Source organism: Stanieria cyanosphaera PCC 7437 (assembly GCF_000317575.1).
Classification (GTDB): domain Bacteria; phylum Cyanobacteriota; class Cyanobacteriia; order Cyanobacteriales; family Xenococcaceae; genus Stanieria; species Stanieria cyanosphaera.
The window spans coordinates 3,412,818-3,429,501 of the sequence record NC_019748.1; the positions used below are offsets into that span (position 1 = coordinate 3,412,818).

At 37.1% G+C, this 16,684-nt stretch carries 15 protein-coding genes; 4 read left to right on the forward strand and 11 right to left on the reverse strand.

Annotated elements, in window-relative coordinates; translation table 11 throughout:
- Positions 1-61 precede the first annotated feature (61 nt).
- Positions 62-2,002 (forward strand): sulfite reductase, ferredoxin dependent, encoded by a 1,941-nt coding sequence (gene sir / locus STA7437_RS14750; protein WP_015194190.1) that lies wholly within the window; start codon positions 62-64, stop codon positions 2,000-2,002.
- A gap of 120 nt (positions 2,003-2,122) precedes the next feature.
- On the opposite strand, the gene STA7437_RS14755 is transcribed toward sir, so the two are convergent.
- On the reverse strand, positions 2,123-2,893 hold the full coding sequence (locus STA7437_RS14755; protein WP_015194191.1) for a hypothetical protein: 771 nt from the start codon (positions 2,891-2,893) through the stop codon (positions 2,123-2,125).
- 783 nt (positions 2,894-3,676) lie between these two features.
- On the opposite strand from STA7437_RS14755, the gene STA7437_RS14760 reads away from it, so the two are divergent.
- Together STA7437_RS14760 and STA7437_RS14765 are read left to right on the forward strand one after the other, a co-directional pair.
- A complete protein-coding gene (locus tag STA7437_RS14760) occupies positions 3,677-4,909 on the forward strand; it encodes an ATP-grasp domain-containing protein (protein WP_015194192.1) in 1,233 nt (410 codons plus the stop codon).
- A gap of 159 nt (positions 4,910-5,068) precedes the next feature.
- A complete protein-coding gene (locus STA7437_RS14765) occupies positions 5,069-5,980 on the forward strand; it encodes a succinate--CoA ligase subunit alpha (protein ID WP_015194193.1) in 912 nt (303 codons plus the stop codon).
- 12 nt (positions 5,981-5,992) lie between these two features.
- Here the strand turns inward: STA7437_RS14765 and STA7437_RS14770 are convergent, their stop codons facing one another.
- The 6 genes from STA7437_RS14770 to STA7437_RS14795 form a co-directional block, all read right to left on the reverse strand.
- Positions 5,993-6,796 (reverse strand): ABC transporter permease, encoded by an 804-nt coding sequence (locus STA7437_RS14770; protein WP_407696430.1) that lies wholly within the window; start codon positions 6,794-6,796, stop codon positions 5,993-5,995.
- Positions 6,797-7,228: 432 nt separating this feature from the next.
- Positions 7,229-7,579 carry a DUF760 domain-containing protein gene (locus tag STA7437_RS14775; protein WP_015194195.1) on the reverse strand — a complete coding sequence of 117 codons (351 nt, stop codon included), beginning with the start codon at positions 7,577-7,579 and terminating at the stop codon, positions 7,229-7,231.
- Positions 7,580-7,696: 117 nt separating this feature from the next.
- A complete protein-coding gene (gene scpB, locus STA7437_RS14780; protein ID WP_015194196.1) occupies positions 7,697-8,218 on the reverse strand; it encodes an SMC-Scp complex subunit ScpB in 522 nt (173 codons plus the stop codon).
- Positions 8,219-8,360: 142 nt separating this feature from the next.
- The gene (thiD, locus tag STA7437_RS14785) at positions 8,361-9,158 is read right to left on the reverse strand and encodes a bifunctional hydroxymethylpyrimidine kinase/phosphomethylpyrimidine kinase (protein ID WP_015194197.1); all 798 of its coding nucleotides are present in this window, start codon (positions 9,156-9,158) and stop codon (positions 8,361-8,363) included.
- Positions 9,159-9,364: 206 nt separating this feature from the next.
- Complete coding sequence (gene ftsZ / locus STA7437_RS14790) at positions 9,365-10,618, reverse strand: cell division protein FtsZ (protein ID WP_015194198.1); 1,254 nt, start codon at positions 10,616-10,618, stop codon at positions 9,365-9,367.
- Between the two features lie 220 nt (positions 10,619-10,838).
- Positions 10,839-11,633: a cell division protein FtsQ/DivIB gene (locus STA7437_RS14795; RefSeq protein ID WP_015194199.1), complete on the reverse strand. Its 795-nt coding sequence runs from the start codon at positions 11,631-11,633 to the stop codon at positions 10,839-10,841.
- 168 nt (positions 11,634-11,801) lie between these two features.
- On the opposite strand from STA7437_RS14795, the gene ctpC reads away from it, so the two are divergent.
- Positions 11,802-13,094 (forward strand): carboxyl-terminal processing protease CtpC, encoded by a 1,293-nt coding sequence (gene ctpC / locus STA7437_RS14800; RefSeq protein ID WP_015194200.1) that lies wholly within the window; start codon positions 11,802-11,804, stop codon positions 13,092-13,094.
- Here the strand turns inward: ctpC and STA7437_RS14805 are convergent, their stop codons facing one another.
- From STA7437_RS14805 to zwf, 4 genes are all read right to left on the reverse strand, one after another.
- Positions 13,095-13,274 carry a hypothetical protein gene (locus STA7437_RS14805; RefSeq protein ID WP_015194201.1) on the reverse strand — a complete coding sequence of 60 codons (180 nt, stop codon included), beginning with the start codon at positions 13,272-13,274 and terminating at the stop codon, positions 13,095-13,097. It abuts the gene before it with no gap.
- Positions 13,275-13,362: 88 nt separating this feature from the next.
- The gene (locus tag STA7437_RS25535) at positions 13,363-13,479 is read right to left on the reverse strand and encodes a photosystem II reaction center protein I (RefSeq protein WP_015194202.1); all 117 of its coding nucleotides are present in this window, start codon (positions 13,477-13,479) and stop codon (positions 13,363-13,365) included.
- Between the two features lie 211 nt (positions 13,480-13,690).
- Complete coding sequence (gene opcA, locus STA7437_RS14810; RefSeq protein WP_015194203.1) at positions 13,691-15,049, reverse strand: glucose-6-phosphate dehydrogenase assembly protein OpcA; 1,359 nt, start codon at positions 15,047-15,049, stop codon at positions 13,691-13,693.
- Between the two features lie 103 nt (positions 15,050-15,152).
- On the reverse strand, positions 15,153-16,682 hold the full coding sequence (gene zwf / locus STA7437_RS14815; RefSeq protein ID WP_015194204.1) for a glucose-6-phosphate dehydrogenase: 1,530 nt from the start codon (positions 16,680-16,682) through the stop codon (positions 15,153-15,155).
- Positions 16,683-16,684: the final 2 nt, after the last annotated feature.

Consider the following 16,684-nt stretch of genomic DNA (forward strand, 5'->3'; position numbering starts at 1 on the left):
TTTCTGGCCAATTTATCACCATCCCCAAAAAGTTTACTGACGAGAATCCAATCAAAGAAGAATGGTACAAACTCCAATTTCTCCCGACAAAAAATTGTCCAAGCTAGAAGGATTGAAAGAAAAAAGCAATTTTTTACGAGAACCTCTAGCTACCGAATTATTAGAAGATACTACTCACTTTAGTGAAAATGCTATTCAACTCTTAAAATTTCATGGCTCTTATCAACAAGATAATCGTGATAATCGAGTCAAAGGTCAAGAAAAAGATTATCAAATGATGCTGCGTACACGTTCTCCTGGAGGGTTTATTCCAGCAGAATTGTATTTAACTTTGGAGCGACTTTCTGAAGAATACGGCAATCATACCCTTCGAGTTACTACCCGCCAAGGTTTTCAAATTCACGGCATTCTCAAAAAAAATCTCAAAACAACGATTAGTGAGATTGTTCGTAGTATGGGGTCGACTTTAGGTGCTTGTGGAGATCTCAACCGTAACGTTATGGCACCTCCTGCGCCCTTTAAAAATAAGCCTGAATATCAGTATGCTTGGGAATATGCCAATAAAATTGCTGACTTACTAACTCCTCAAACCGGTGCCTATTATGAAATTTGGCTTGATGGAGAAAAAGTTATTAGTGCTGAAGAAGCTGAAGAAGTCAAAGCAGCTAGACAACGCAATGGTAATGGCACGATTTTTCATGACTGTGAAGAACCAATTTACGGTAAACACTATATGCCTCGGAAATTTAAATGTAGTGTTACCGTGCCAGGAGACAACTCCATTGATGTCTATACCCACGATGTCAGTTTGGTAGTCATTACCAACAAAAAAGGTAAATTAGAAGGGTTTAATATTCTGGCTGGTGGCGGTTTAGGTAGAACTCACAAAAAAGAAGATACCTTTCCTCGCATAGCGGATCCGATTGGTTATGTCGCCAAAGAAGATGTTTACGACTTGATGAAAGCCATTGTCGCAACTCAAAGAGATTATGGCGATCGCTCTGACCGTCGTCACGCTAGAATGAAGTATCTACTCGAAGATTGGGGTGTAGATAAATTTAAAGCCAAAGTAGAAGAATATTTTGGTAAGTCAATTGCACCGTTTAAAGATTTACCAAAGTGGAAATATCAAGATTTCTTAGGTTGGCATGAACAAGGAGACGGCAAACTCTTTTTAGGTATTTCTGTAGAAAACGGTAGAGTCAAAAATGAAGGCAAATTTCAGCTAAAAACAGCCCTACGGGAGATTATCGAACAATTTCATCTACCGATGCGTTTAACTGCCAATCATAATATCATTCTCTATGATATTGAACCTACCCAAAAGCAGAGCATCGCAAAAATTCTGACCAAACGAGGAATCGAACTCAATCCAGAGGCAATTGATCCTTTAATCCGTTATTCTATGGCTTGTCCTGCCTTCCCTACTTGCGGTTTAGCAATTACGGAATCAGAACGCGCCCTACCTGGAGTTATCGCTCGTCTGCGTACTTTATTGGATCATTTAGGAATGGCAGAGGAAAACTTTGTAGTTCGTATGACTGGTTGCCCCAATGGTTGCGCTCGTCCTTATATGGCAGAATTAGGCTTTGTGGGTATTGTACCTGAAACCTATCAAATCTGGTTAGGAGGAACGCCCGATCAAACTCGATTAGCTAAACCCTATACCGATAAAATGCCTGTAGAAGATCTAGAAACCTTCTTTGAGCCAATTTTTGTCTATTTTAAACAAAATCGCCAACCAGAAGAAAGTTTTGGTATCTTTTGTGACCGCGTTGGGTTTGATGCCCTACGCCAATTTTCTGCAAACTACACCTTAGGAAGTTATATGGAAACAGATACTAGCAAAAAACGCAAATTCCGCAAAAACCAACAACGAGTTAGTGTACCAGATGAGCTTTTCCCTCGCTTAAAAGATGCTGCTAAACAAGAGGGAAGACCAATGAACCAAATTATTGCTGATGCTTTAAACGATTATTTTACTAAAAGAGGCAATAATTAGTTAAAATCTATGGGTTTTGGATGGCTTAGAAGCATTCAAAGCTCATATTTTTTAAATATTGATTAAATACTGACCCAGGTCATGCTTGAGTCAGTTTTAAATTAACAATTACAATTTGCTTCAGATTGGCATAATTTCTCCCGAAATTGCTAATTCTAATAGAGGTTGCTTCGTCAGACAATACCAATGGCAAGTATATAAATCTGGATATTGATTTCGTAAACTAGCTAACGCAGGTGCAGCCGGAAAAGGCCACAGTCGGTCAAAGATAATTTCGCTATTATGAATGCTGAACTGAATTAGATATACTGCCGAAGGAGCAGATAAAGACTTTAATAGCTGATTAGCCAGGTGGTAAAGAGATTTGCGTAAGCGAATTGATAAATCAATTGGTTGTTCATAAGAATTAGGAATAGCACCTTCTCCAATCACTTCACCGTAAAGAGGTGTTTGATTGTTGAAAACTATCGGTAACCAAAGATGTCCTAACCAAGAATCTCCTACACTGGTTTTGTACCCCAAATTATTTTCGACCCAACGTCTTCTCCCGACAATATCTCTGCAAGCAGAATAGATTTTTTTGCCTGGAAACTCAAAGTATTCTGGTAATTGAATTGTCAGAGGACAATAAATTAATTCTGAATCATCATTAACTGGTTTATTAGATTTCGACCATAAATTACCAGCAGCAACTACCTCTATTCCTACAGGCTGTGAACTAGTAGCAATGCCTTGTTTAAGTGCAGCGACCATTTTTTCCGTTACTGGTGAACCAGAAATTGTTTTTCCCTGTTCGTTTACTTCAGCGTTAACGATAATTAAAACTTTTTTCATTCCCCTTCCATGGTTGTCAAGTACAGCTACTACTCTTTCCCTATTCACAATAGCCATTTCCTCGATCAATTATGTCTCACAATTAATTCTTTTAGAAAAGTTTACGAGTAGTTTGAGTTGCTAATTTGAATGATTGATCGCGCTATGTCAAGACAATTTTGACACTCAATCGAGAGTATATATCATAGAATACAAATCTTTAGTGATCTTGCAACGCAGCTTAACTAAGTTGCTTGACATAAATTTATCTAGGGCAACAGTTGGCTTGATTTTTTTGGTTAGAATCATAATTTAAGAAATGCCAATTGGGAATTTGCTTTTTTACAATACTTGTGTGTGTGGGGCAATGATTTGATAATTCTGTTTTGGGTTGGCTCGAGAGCTTCCATTTACTTTTCTAACCTAAATCCTTCTAGAGAGCTTGAGTTGTGACAATTTTAATAATAGTTAACAATACTTGAAATCTATATTTAGTTGTGTTTTTTGGATTGCTTAGTTAAATTTTACTACCTTTTTGATTTGTTTAGGTCAACCATTCCCCTGAGTTTAATTGAGGTGGAGAATCCGCTTTTGCCTCAAGCCGGTGAAGTTACTTCACCACCGTTTGTTTGGAGGCGGAGTATCAATAACTCTGATACGGTCTAAATTAAACTATCTCAAGCTATAACAGCAAATTTTGCTCTACGGTAGAGAAACTATTACTTGAGTTTAAAAATTTCAGGATAATAACTTAAAGCAATCAGAAAAAATTTGAGTTCACCTGACACAATAGAACAAAATAACAACTATTGTTTTCAAAACCTGATCTTTCTCTAAAATTAACTTAATTATTAATTAAGAATGGAATTACTTGAATATCAAGCTAAAGAATTGTTTCGTGAGGTGGGAATACCTGTTTTACCATCCCAAAAGATTGCAGAACCTAGAGAACTAAAAAAATTACAAATTCCTTATCCTGTGGTTTTAAAATCTCAAGTAAAAGTAGGAGGACGAGGCAAAGCTGGTGGTATTCGTTTTGTAGCTAATACTATTGATGCGATCGCTGCTGCTCGGGCAATTTTTAATTTGTCTATTTTAGGTGAATATCCGAAATTTATTCTTGCAGAAGCTCAATTTAACGCAGAGCAGGAGTTTTTTCTGGCGGTTGTGTTAGATTACGATCTTCAATGCCCTGTACTGTTGGGTTCAGCCACGGGAGGAATGAATGTTGAACTGTTATTAGAAAATTTACAGAAAGTTGTAGTTGAAAACAATTTCTCTTCTTTTTTGGCTCGTCGTTTGGCTGTCAAAATGGGACTCAAATCTCATTTGCTTCAATCTGTTAGTGATGTGATTGAAAAAATGTATCGTCTCTTTCAGGAAAAAGATTTGGAGTTAATTGAAATTAATCCTTTAGGGGTCAATGCTTCTGGTCAATTAATGGCTTTGGATGGCAAAATTACGGTCAATGATTATGCTTGGGCAAGACATCAAGAGTTAACTGCTTTAAATTCAGTTAATCAAGTTTCAGAAATACCTGATTCTACTCAACCACAATGGTCTTGGTACGATGATAAAGGTAAAGTAGCGATCATTTGTAATCATCCAGATTTGGCTTTATTAACCTGGGATTTAGTTGCTCAAAGTAAAGGCAAACCTGCTTGTTGTGCGGTTATTTCAGAAGTTAATTCTGTTTTAACTGCATCTGAACAACTACACCAAGTTTTAGCTCAGTTACCTGACCTTAAAGGGCTTAAAGTCATTTTAATTAATGTTTTGACCGACCAAGCAACCGAGCAAGAATTGATTGAAGCGATCGCTGAATATTTAGAAATTATCATTGAACCACAATCTAAATCAACTGGGGAAGAAAGACAATTAGTTGCTAATGGTGCTTTAGTTCGTTCTCGACCTACTTCAGTCAATAAATCTTTTGTCAATCGCAAACCTTTGTCTTCAGTCAAATTTGTTTTGCGTTTTCTTAGCTCTAAACTGGATTGGTTTCCAGAAACAGAATCAGAACAACAGGTTTATTGTGCAGAAAATCTAGAAGAGGCTGTTGCTCAAGCAATTAGTTTGGTTAAATCTAAGTAGTTTATTTCAGTGACCAGTTATCAGTTATCAGTTATCAGTTATCAGTTATCAGTTATCAGTTATCAGTTATCAGAAAATAGTAGATAATAGGCAACCAGGTTGTAAATTTTCTGCCTTCTGCTTTTTACTTTTTCTTAATCAGTTAATTTTAATAAATATATGAATTTGTCTTCACGCAGTCGGATTTTAATCCAGGGAATTGACTCTCCTGTAGCTAGTGACTACGCTCTCCAAATGAAAGCCTATGGAACTAAAATTGTGGCAGGAATTAGCGCAGGTTTAGGAGGAGAAACAATCGCAGAAATTCCCGTGTTCGATCTGGTCGAAGATGCGATCGCTACAGTAGGCAAAGTTGAAGCGACTTTAATTTTTGTTCATCCTTATCAAGTTCTTGATGCAGCTAAAGAAGCTTTGGCTGCTAAAATTCCAAGAATTATTTTGCTAACTAATGGTGTTCCTCCTTTAGATTTGATTTGTCTTCTACAAGAGGCGAAGAAAACCAATACTCTAATTTTAGGGCCTGGAAGCAGTGGGATTATTCTTCCTGAAAAAATTAGTTTAGGTAAACTTAATCTCCAGTTATATACTGCAGGCAAAATTGGCTTAATTAGTAGTAGCGAATCTTTAGCTTACGAAGTAGTTTTGGAGTTAAATCGAGTTGGGTTAGGACAATCTTTGGTGGTGACAATTGGCAATGAACCAATGATTGGTTCTAATTTTCAACAGTGGTTATCGATCTTGGCAACAGACAGTAGTACCGAAGCAATAATTTTAATTGGACAACCAGAATCAAGTCATCTCGAAGTTGCTAATTATTATCGTACTGCTAAGTTAAAAAAACCAGTCATTGCCTATTTAGTAGGATTGAACGCTCCCAAAGAAAAAATCTATCGAGATGCGACTACCATTATTGCCAATCAACTATCCTATTCTGTTTCTACTGATAATAACGACAATGAAATTATTAATGCTTTAAAACAAGCAGGTGTTTTAATCGCTAAATGTCCTTCAGAAATTTCTACTTTACTTTCTAAAAGTCTATCAGCCGAAAAGTTAGCTCAAAAAAATTAGCAATTTTTGGTTTTATTCCTGTTGATGGGAAAACTGGTAAGCACCCAACCAAGCAAGTGCGATCGCAAAAATCAACAAAATAGGAATCGAATACCAGGGAAATTGGGATAAAGGTAAATAAGCAGCAGCCCTTAAACCAATACTAGTATAGGTTAAGGGTAAACAATAAACCACTACTTTGAGTAAACCTGGTAAATTGCTAGGATCGAAGAAAGTACCGCCCAAGAAAGACATTGGTACAATTAGAAAGTTGTTATATAAACCGACGCTTTCTAAAGATTTAACCTTTAAGCCAACAATTACTCCTAATCCAGCAAAAACAGCACAATTAAGGATTAATAAACTCAAAAATAAAGGATTTAAAAAACTGCCAATTTTACCTGTAAATAAAATCGCCACCAAAATAACCGAAGCAGCAGTCATCACTCCGCGAAGAATACCAGCCAACATTTTCCCCAAATGTAAAGCTAAAGGATGAACTGGTAATAATAATAATTCTTCAAAAGTTTGAGTAAACAAGCGATCGCCACAAATCGAAAAGGTAGTGCCACCAAAACTAATAGTCATCGAAGATAAGGCTACCATTCCAGGCAAAATAAACTGTAAATAATTCTCTCCAGCACTTGGTTCAATCGAGCGGTCAATTGTACTACCTAAACCCAAACCAAAAGCAAAAATATAGATCAAAGGAGAAATTAATCCAGTAGCAGCAATTTGAGCAATTCTGGCACGTAAATCTAACCATTCACCCCAAAAGATGGTAAGGGTATCTACCAAAATATTTTTTAGTTCAGAAGAGGAGTATCTTTGAATAATTGTTTTACTAAGAGAAGTTAAAGCTTGAGATTTCACTAGTTAGACTGGTTATGAGTAATAAATCCGCTCTCCTTTAATATTATTTAACAAATTGACATAATTTTTTCAATTAGCAAGACTGATTGCTGAGATTGAGATTATTGATTCAGATATTAATAAATTATTTATTTAAATATTTTTGGGTGAAGAACAAGCTAACTTAGTAAGTAGTCAGTATTTACCAGTCAGATTTATATGACTTCTAACGAATTATTTACGCTACTAATTCTCCTTAGCCCAGGAATGCTATTGTCAATCCTGATCATGGTGACCTTTGCTAAGGGAGGATAAACTATCAATAGTGAAGTTGAAATCAACCCAGTAATAATCCGATGGAAGAAAGAAAAGAATCTTCCACCTACACCAAGTTGGTTCGATTAATCATGATTGTGATTATGGAGATTCCTCTTCTTGAAAGGAAGAGTTAAAAGGTTCAGAACTAGAAAGCGTTTCCTCAAGATCCATTCTTTTTTCAACCTGACAAAGAAAATAGCCAGTCATCATCGCCGAAGCTAAAAGATGAGCTAAATTTTCTCGATCAGTGGTTACTTTGACGTTAAAATCTTCAGAGGGAAGCATTCCTACCAATCCTTGAACATTTTGAGAAATAATCTCTTTGATTTCTTGACTGGCAGATTGAGCTATCCTTGCCAAAACTTCAGGCTGCTGCTGACGAAGATAACGAATTAACGTATTATCTTGAGAAGTTTGTTGTTCGGATTCAAAAAAATCAAAATTAAACATTACTCATCCAAATTTTGGATATACATTTTCTCTACTTTGACATAATACTCTTAGTGACCGCTAGTGAGTTACTCACAAAAACCGAACTGATTGATAATAAACAAATAAGCTTCAGGTTTATCCCTGTTGCAATAGGGTATTTGTCTGTAACTCTTTTTCCGCATCAATTTCAAAGTACTGATGGAATTTATTAGTTATTTCTAGCCAATAAGAACGACCATCAGCTTGAGGACGTTTACGAATAAATCCTAATTTTACCAGTTCGGCAACTTGTTGATAAGCACTACTGCCTCGTAGCTCGATTAATTCTGTTTGCAAAATCGGATTTTTAAGTGCGATCGCTGCTAACGTTCTCAAAGTGCCTGTTCCGAGTTCAGCAGGAACTAATTCTTGAAGAATATTTTTATAAGCTGCTCTTAATTGCAGACTATAACCGAGGGTAGTTTCTACTATTTCTAAGGCACTATCTCGGTGAGCATAATCATTCATCAACTCAATTAAAGCTTCTTGAATTAGATCAAGATCTTTTTGTGTTTTTTCTTCGGTAAACTCACAACCAAGACAGCTACCGATTTCCTCCAAAGACAGAGGTTGTCCTTTGATATAAAGAATTGCCTCAATCTTAGTTGCTAATTTCAACTTTCTTAACCCTAACGATAATTATTATTATTCAATCAAAGAATTAAAATCAATTTATCACTTATAAAAGTCAAGATAAAGATCACAATGGTGATGTTCGACTGCTCTGAAAATTTACTATTTGAGAAGAGCAATAACACGATTAAGAAAGTAAGGGGAAAAAATGTCCTACCGGACCATTACCAGCACCAAGATTTAAACTATGTTGTAGAGCAGTAGTAACATAATTTTTAGCTGCTTGTACAGCCGAATACAAATCTTTTTCCAAGGCTAGATTAGCAGCGATCGCAGCCGATAGTGTACAACCAGTTCCATGAGTGTTTTTAGTGTCGACAATTGTTCCACGCAACAACTCATACTCATTACCATCAAACCAAACATCAACTCCTTTTAAGCTACCTGACATACCTCCTCCTTTGACTAAAACCACCTTAGCTCTCAAATTATGATAAATTTTGTTAGCTGCTTGTTTCATATCTTCGATGGTATTAATCTCCATTTCACTCAATAACTGAGCTTCATAACGATTAGGAGTAACTATCAAAGCTTGAGGAATTAAAAGTTGTTTTAAACTGTCAATAGCTTGTTGATTGAGTAATTTGGCTCCTGTCCTGGAAACCATTACTGGATCGACTACCAATTGGCTAAGATGCCGTTGTTTAAGTTGTTGTGCTACTGCTTCGATAATTGTACCATTAAGCAACATTCCTGTTTTAACTGCATTAATCTCAAAATCCTGTAAAATCGCTTCAATTTGCTTAATTACCATTGCTACAGAAATTGCTTCTACTGCTGACACTCCTAGGGTATTTTGTGCCGTCACACAAGTGAGCGCACTTACGCCATGGACACAGTGAAAAGCAAAAGTCCTTAAATCGGCTTGAATTCCTGCTCCTCCACCACTATCAGAGCCTGCGATCGTCAGAGCTACCTTGGTCATTTCAGTTACCAGTTACCAGTTACCAGTTATCGGTAGAGACGTAACATGTTAGGTCTGTACACAAGTTACCAATCAACCATAAACCTCGCCGAAGGCGCACGGAGCGACCAACAATTAACAGCTACCAGTTACCAGTAGCCAGTAGAGATTAAGCGGTGCTACCTCTGTACATCAGTTATCAGTTACTACTACCTAAAAGTCATAAATTAGCTTTTGGGAAAACGTCGTCTTTGCAGAAAATCAGGGATATCTAAGCGATTACCCGAAATTTGTGTAGGTGTTTGAGGTTGATTGCGGTTGAAAGAAGGTTCGGGAGGGGTTAGAGGGAAAACATCAGTTCGACTTTCTAGATTTTGTTCCCCATCAAAACCAGTTGCAATTACGGTAATACAAACTTCTCCTTGCATTCTTTCATCAATTACCGCTCCAAAAATAATATTGGCATCGGGATCGACCACATCATAAATACTTTCGGCAGCAGCATTAACTTCATGAAGCGACAAATCTGTTCCACCTGTGATATTGATAACTACTCCTTTTGCACCTTCAATTGAAGCTTCTAATAAAGGCGAAGAAACTGCTGCGATCGCAGCTTCTCTGGCGCGAGATTTACCGGAGCCAATCCCAATTCCCATCAAAGCCGAACCAGCATCAGCCATAATTGCCCGCACATCAGCAAAGTCAACATTAATTAAACCAGGGATCGTAATAATATCAGAAATTCCCTGAACCCCTTGACGAAGAACATCATCAGCAATGCGAAAAGCTTCTTGCATAGGTGTTTCTGGAGAAATCACTGTCAATAACTGATTATTAGGAATTACGATCAAAGTATCTACCCTAGTTCCAAAAGCAGCAATACCTTCTTCAGCTTGATTAGTACGTCTTCTGCCTTCAAACGTAAATGGGCGGGTTACAACACCCACTGTCAAACAACCCATCTCTTTGGCAACTTCAGCAGCGATGGGAGCAGCACCAGTACCCGTACCACCACCCATACCAGCCGTTATAAATACTAGATCGGTATTTTCTAGTGCGTGAGCAATCTCATCTCGTGATTCTTCGGCAGCCTTTTGTCCAATTGCCGGATTTCCACCGGCTCCTAAACCTCTGGTGATTTTTTGTCCAATTTGTAGTCTTTGGGGAGCTCCTGCATGAGAAAGAGCTTGGGCATCAGTATTAATTGCCCAAAATTCAATCCCACTAACACCACTATCAATCATGCGATTAACGGCATTACAACCGCCACCACCAACTCCCATGACTTTGATTTTGGCAATATTGCTAGGGATAATCTTGTTACTTTTATTGTCCTCTCTCGTTATTTGAGAGCTATGATTGGCAGAAAATAAATTTGCTACTCCATTAACCATAGAACTGTTGCCTGCTGTTATTGATAATTCAGAACCATAGTTGGTTGCGTTAGTTGTGGGACTGCTAATTTTATCAGTTAAAGTCATGGGATATGATAGTAATTACGATCTAATTGAAAACTAAATATTTCTTTTACTATATAAAGTACAAATTAAATCCTTTGACTTACCCATTATGATCTACGTAATAAAAAACCCAGAGAATATTTAAGTTTTTGTAATCATTAAATAAATAAGTTTAATAACTGTAGTTGAAATTACATAAAATCACTTGAAAACTTCAATAAATCTCAGGAAAAATACTGGCTTAAGGCGATATTTTTGAATTGATTGGATACTTTTCAATTAAGCGGATATCGGGGTTGGTTAAATCAATATAAGCTACGCTACTACCTTTAACATAATCAGGTAAATTTTTGAGTTGTGCTAAAACCTTAAACTTATCTTCCAAACGAAAACTCGGAGAACCAAAATAAACTGTTCCTAATTCAGTTTGTAAAACTAAATTATGAGATTCTTGCCAGCGTACTTCAAAAATTTTAACTCGATTATATAAAGTAATTAAACGATATATTTCTACCCAGGCAGAACGATAGTCTGGTTGAAAATTAACTACTTTAATAGTTGGCAAACTAAAATTAGTCGCTGAGTGACTATAAAAATTTGCAGGAATCCAAATGCCTTGAGCATCAAGAAATCCGACTTGGCCGGGAGATAATGCTAGAGCAACAGGTTTTCTTTCTTTTACGGAAATTCTAAGACGAGAAGGGAAGATTTGTCGAGTAACTTTAGCACTAATAATTGGAGTAATTGATTCTAAATTTTCGCTTAAATTTTTCGTGGGAATTGCCCAAATATATTGAGGATAGGATAAAGATAATAAAACATGAATTGTGTCCTCGGTAACTAAAAAATTACCTTCAATTTCTACTTGCTTTGGTTGCTGAATTTTCCATTCAGGTAAAGTTGCACACCAAAGTAAACTACCAGTTAAACAGCTAACTAATATAGAACGCCAAAAATAGTGAAATGTTTCTCTCTTTTTTTGTTGTCGTAGTAAAAAAAGTTTTTGTTTGAGTTTTGGAGAAGAAAAAACTGCCATTAGAGATACTATTTTAGCTTGTGGTTATCAACTTGTTGTTGCTAGACAAATTAATAGCTTGATTCTGTGGCAATTATAGACTTGTATCACTGTACGTAAAAAACACTTATGATAAATTAAGCTTTATTATTAAATTTATGTAGTCTCCCACCGGCGCAATTTTAGTTTATGGCAATTACGAAACGCGGACTTGTTCTTGGTTCAACAGCGATCGCCCTTTCTACTGTAGCAGTGACTGGAGCCGGAGTTCATCTTTCTCAAAGTCAGGCATTTATTCAAAATAGTCCTAAAGAATTAATCGATGAAGTATGGCAAATTATTAATTATCAATACGTAGATACTAGTTTTAATGCTCAAGATTGGCAAGCAGTTCGTCAAGAATACTTAGGTAAATCTTATAAAACTCAAGAGGATGCTTATAAAGCGATCCGAGAGATGTTAGAGAAATTAGGCGATCCCTATACTCGTTTTATGGATCCAGAAGAATTTAAGAATATGCAAATTGATACTTCTGGAGAGTTAACTGGGGTAGGAATTCAAATTGCCAAAGATGAAGAAACCGATCAATTAATGGTTATTTCTCCAATTGAAGATAGTCCTGCGTTTGATGCGGGTATTTTAGCTAAAGATATTATTATCAAAATTGACGGTGTTAGCACCAAAGGTATGGATGTTAACGAAGCTGTAAAATTAATTAGAGGAAAACCTGGAACTCCAGTAACCTTAACTATTCAAAGAGATCAAGGAGAAAGAGATTACCAATTGGTTAGAGCGCGAATTGAAATTCATCCCGTTAAAGCTCATGTCGAAAATAGTTCTATTGGTAAATTAGGCTACATTCGCCTGACTCAATTCAGTGCGCAAGCTTCTCAAGAAATGAGAGATGCGATTAAAAAATTAGAAGATCAACAAGTTCAAGGCTATATTTTAGATTTACGTTCTAATCCTGGTGGATTGCTTTATTCTAGTATTGACATTGCTCGAATGTGGCTCGATGAAGGAGCAATTGTTTCGACTGTAGATCGAGGTGGAGAAAAAGAACGCAAATGGGCAAATAACAACGCTTTGACTAATAAACCTCTAGTAATTTTAGTCGATGGCGGTTCTGCCAGTGCTAGTGAAATTTTATCAGGTGCATTACAAGACAATGATAGAGCGGTTTTAGTTGGTACGAAAACTTTTGGTAAAGGATTAGTTCAATCGGTTCGCTCTTTAGGAGATGGTTCAGGATTAGCTGTTACGATCGCTAAGTATTTAACTCCTAGTGGTAGAGATATTAATAAGCACGGGATTGAACCTGATTTTGTCGTTGAAATGGATGAAGCAGAGCGGAAAAAATTACAAAGCGATCGCGAATTAATCGGAACAAATCAAGACCTTCAATTTAATAAAGCTTTAGAAATCTTAACTCAAAAAGTTCAAGCTCAAAAAGGTTCATCGGCTCAAGCAACTGGTCAGTAGTTAGAGCGGTTGACACTTACCTGCTCTAATTAAACCAATTTTTTTAGCGACCGCTTCTGCTTGAGAATTAAAAGGACCCCAACTCTGGTCAGCGGATAAGTCAGATTGATCGGTGGTAGAGGTAATCTGACAAGTACCATCTGACTGTTTAATTATGTACCATTGCTGAGAATTATTCATCTTGCGATCGCTACAAAAAATAAAAAGGGGCTAAATTGCAACTGCCCCAAATTTATCATGTTTATATTTTTATTAAATAAACTAATTTTTATTCAAAATCTTTACGACCTGGGTTACGAGAAGGATCGCTAGAAAGGAAACCAAACATAAACAAACCGATAAAGAAAAATACTGTGATATAGACAACTATTTTAAGAGTTAGCATTTATTTTCTCCTGTGAATCTAAAAAAATTTTACCAAAAGCAAGCTTTAACATGGTAGCTCGGCTTTAGTGTAGTAAGACCGAATTAGCAAACTGATGCAATTTTTTAATCATACCTAAATATTGTTAACATTTGTGATTTTTTATAATTTGATCTAGCATTACGCTTTTAAGTAGAGAATTATTTGCTAATTCCCCACTTTTAATAATTGATCAATCAGTTTTCTTTAACTGTAAAATTTGATGAGTCACTGCCATACTTTCTTCGTATAACATTTCTCTGCCCCATCTTCGCAACTGTTGACTGAGTAATTCTTCAGTATTTTGGTCTGATAATGGTGCTACTTGCTGGATATAACAAGCTTGTGCGCCTCCTCCCGCTTCCATCCGCATACAACCAGTAGCACTCGAACATAAGACCGTACAACAGTCTGCATCTTGATTAGTAGAACTGAGACGTAAACTAATCAAATCTCCTGGAATATCGCCCCAATCTGCCGTAGGAATGCCCGCTAACTCTGCGACAATTTCCCGTTGTTGATCATCCGTAAACTTGATTTTCCTAATCTCATAATCTCCACCTTCAAGTTGATAAGAAGTAGGAGTCCAGCTTAATCGACTAGCGAGCCAGCCTAAAAACATCAGTGCTTGGGATTGATTACCTTTTTCATAGTCAACTGTAACTTGATCTACCTCATAAATAGCTGCTCGTCTTTCTGGGGGATCAAAAGCTTCAGCAGTTAATTCTTGCCAAGGAGCTAATCTTTTCCAGTTTAAATCAGTTAGAGCAACACCTTGTTGTATTAATTCTCCCATTGCGATTAAATCGGCTTCAGGATAAATAAAACTACTAGAATCAAAGATAATACTATCACTACAGCTAACTAAGCGTTTAAACAAAGGATATTCAGGAGCAGGAGTTGCCTTCCACCAAATAAATTTGGGTAAATCACCGATCATCAATTCAGAAATAACACCGCCAATCCTTTCCAATGCTTCTGCTGTACCACTGAGGGTGATATATTCGCAACAGACTAAATTATTAGTACTTTGTTTATTAATTGGACAATAAGCTGAAACTTGGGCAGTTACTCCTTGATCGTCTCCCAGAATAGGTATCAGAGTAATGATTCGACAGGGATTAGAAGATGCGATCGCATCTGCCATGCCTGCACCATCAGAATCAGGGCTGTAGGTAATTGGTGTAGTTTGATTTTCTAGAGTTTGTTTGTCTTGTTGTTTAGCGGAAGCAAATTCTGCTTCTAGTTTTTGTCTTAATTTTGAACTAGATTTACCAGTAACTTCCATCCCATAAGCTTTCTCGGCAGCTTTGACTGCTGCTTCTGTTCGTGGTCCTGCAATACCATCAATCGGCCCTGTATAAAACCCTAAAGATGCTAACAACTGTTGTGTGCCATCTGGTTCGTAAACTACCAAACTAAAAGTTGCTGCTCTGGTTGCTGCCCCTTCTTCACTGGTAGAAAGCCAAAGTTGACGCAATTCGGCTTCAATTTCTTCAATGGAAACATCTTTAGGTGCTTGTAAGGAAACAAGTGCTTGTGAAGTAGCCATAATTTTAATCTATAACTCGTAACTATTAAATTAGAACTAACAGTTTTAACTGTACAAACATGTCGGCGACACTTATCTACTGGTAACTGAGAATTGATAACTGTTAAAGTCTGCGCCAATGACGACCATCGCGTTCAAGTAAAAATTCTGCTTCAGTTGGTTGCCAAGTTCCAGCTTCGTATTGAGGAATTAAACTCGGATCGTTTGGTGCTTCCCACGCATTTAAAATTGGAGTAACAACTCGCCAAGCTTCTTCTACTTCATCGGCACGAGTAAATAAAGTTTGATCCCCCAACATACAATCTAAGAGCAGACGATTATAAGCATCTGCGGTTGCCATCCCAAAAGAAGAACCATAGCTAAAATCCATGTTAACTGTTCTAGTTCTTAAATCTGGTCCTGGCATTTTGGCTTCAAATTTGAGAGAAATGCCTTCATTGGGTTGAATTCTCAAACTTAAAACATTAGGATTGGCTTGTTGTGCTGCGGATTTAAAAATCAAGAGAGGAACTTCGCGGAAATGAATCGAAATTTCTGTTACTTTCTTGGGCATTCTTTTACCCGTGCGTAAATAGAAAGGTACTCCTTTCCACCGCCAGTTATCTACCATTAGTTTTAAAGCGACAAAGGTAGGGGTAGTTGATTCGGGATTGACACCCTCTTCTTCTCGATAGCCTTTGACTGGTTTTCCTTTCATCCAGCCTGCGCTATATTGACCTCTGATTGCCGATCGCTCTAAATTATTAATATCTGCAATATGGGTTGCTTGTAAGACTTTGGTTTTTTCGTTGCGAATGCTGTCAGCATCTAAAGCGTTGGGGGCTTCCATCGCTGTAATCGCAAATAGTTGTAGGAGATGGTTTTGTACCATATCTCTCAATGCCCCTGAAGATTCGTAATAACCAGCCCGATCTTCTACACCAACGGTTTCGGCTACAGTAATTTGAACGTGGTCGACAAATTGACGATTCCAAAGAGGTTCAAAAATAGCATTACCGAAGCGAAATACTAAAATATTCTGAACGGTTTCTTTGCCTAGATAATGGTCGATCCGATAGATTTGTTCTTCTTTGCAGACTTTTTGTACGGCACGATTAAGAGATTTGGCGGTGCTTAAATCTTTTCCGAAGGGTTTTTCAATTACAAGACGATGTTTGATCGGATCTGCCAACATTCCTGTTGCGCCGAGATGTTTTAAAGCTGGTTTGAAAAAGTTTGGCGAGACGGAAAGATAAAATACCCGATTCCCTCTAGTTCCTCTTTTGCCATCTAATTCTGCACAAAAAGCTTTCAGTTTTTCGTAGCTTTCTTGTTGATCCATGTTGCCGGAGCAATAGTATAAACCTTGAGCAAATTCGTTCCAAAGTTCTTCTGAACCAATCCCATCGCCGAATTCTTCTACTCCTTGACGAAGGTGTTCGCGGAAATATTCATGACTCCAATCTCTTCTAGCTACACCGACAACGGTAATTTCTGAAGGTAATCTTCTTTCTTTTTTCGACTGATAAATCGCAGGAATAAGTTTTCTTTGGGTTAAATCGCCCGAAGCCCCAAAAATTACCAAAATTAAGGGTTCAGGGCTTCTTTCTTGTTGTAAACCCACTCTGAGGGGATTTTCTAAGATGGTTACCATTG

Excerpts from the sequence above, each read along its gene's own strand:
- sir (WP_015194190.1), top strand. The coding sequence starts at position 62 with ATGGTACAAACTCCAATTTCTCCCGACAAAAAATTGTCCAAGCTAGAA.
- STA7437_RS14755 (WP_015194191.1), bottom strand. The coding sequence starts at position 2,893 with ATGGCTATTGTGAATAGGGAAAGAGTAGTAGCTGTACTTGACAACCAT.
- STA7437_RS14760 (WP_015194192.1), top strand. The coding sequence starts at position 3,677 with ATGGAATTACTTGAATATCAAGCTAAAGAATTGTTTCGTGAGGTGGGA.
- STA7437_RS14765 (WP_015194193.1), top strand. The coding sequence starts at position 5,069 with ATGAATTTGTCTTCACGCAGTCGGATTTTAATCCAGGGAATTGACTCT.
- STA7437_RS14775 (WP_015194195.1), bottom strand. The coding sequence starts at position 7,579 with ATGTTTAATTTTGATTTTTTTGAATCCGAACAACAAACTTCTCAAGAT.
- thiD (WP_015194197.1), bottom strand. The coding sequence starts at position 9,158 with ATGACCAAGGTAGCTCTGACGATCGCAGGCTCTGATAGTGGTGGAGGA.
- ftsZ (WP_015194198.1), bottom strand. The coding sequence starts at position 10,618 with ATGACTTTAACTGATAAAATTAGCAGTCCCACAACTAACGCAACCAAC.
- STA7437_RS14795 (WP_015194199.1), bottom strand. The coding sequence starts at position 11,633 with ATGGCAGTTTTTTCTTCTCCAAAACTCAAACAAAAACTTTTTTTACTA.
- ctpC (WP_015194200.1), top strand. The coding sequence starts at position 11,802 with ATGGCAATTACGAAACGCGGACTTGTTCTTGGTTCAACAGCGATCGCC.
- STA7437_RS14805 (WP_015194201.1), bottom strand. The coding sequence starts at position 13,274 with ATGAATAATTCTCAGCAATGGTACATAATTAAACAGTCAGATGGTACT.
- STA7437_RS25535 (WP_015194202.1), bottom strand. The coding sequence starts at position 13,479 with ATGCTAACTCTTAAAATAGTTGTCTATATCACAGTATTTTTCTTTATC.
- opcA (WP_015194203.1), bottom strand. The coding sequence starts at position 15,049 with ATGGCTACTTCACAAGCACTTGTTTCCTTACAAGCACCTAAAGATGTT.
- zwf (WP_015194204.1), bottom strand. The coding sequence starts at position 16,682 with ATGGTAACCATCTTAGAAAATCCCCTCAGAGTGGGTTTACAACAAGAA.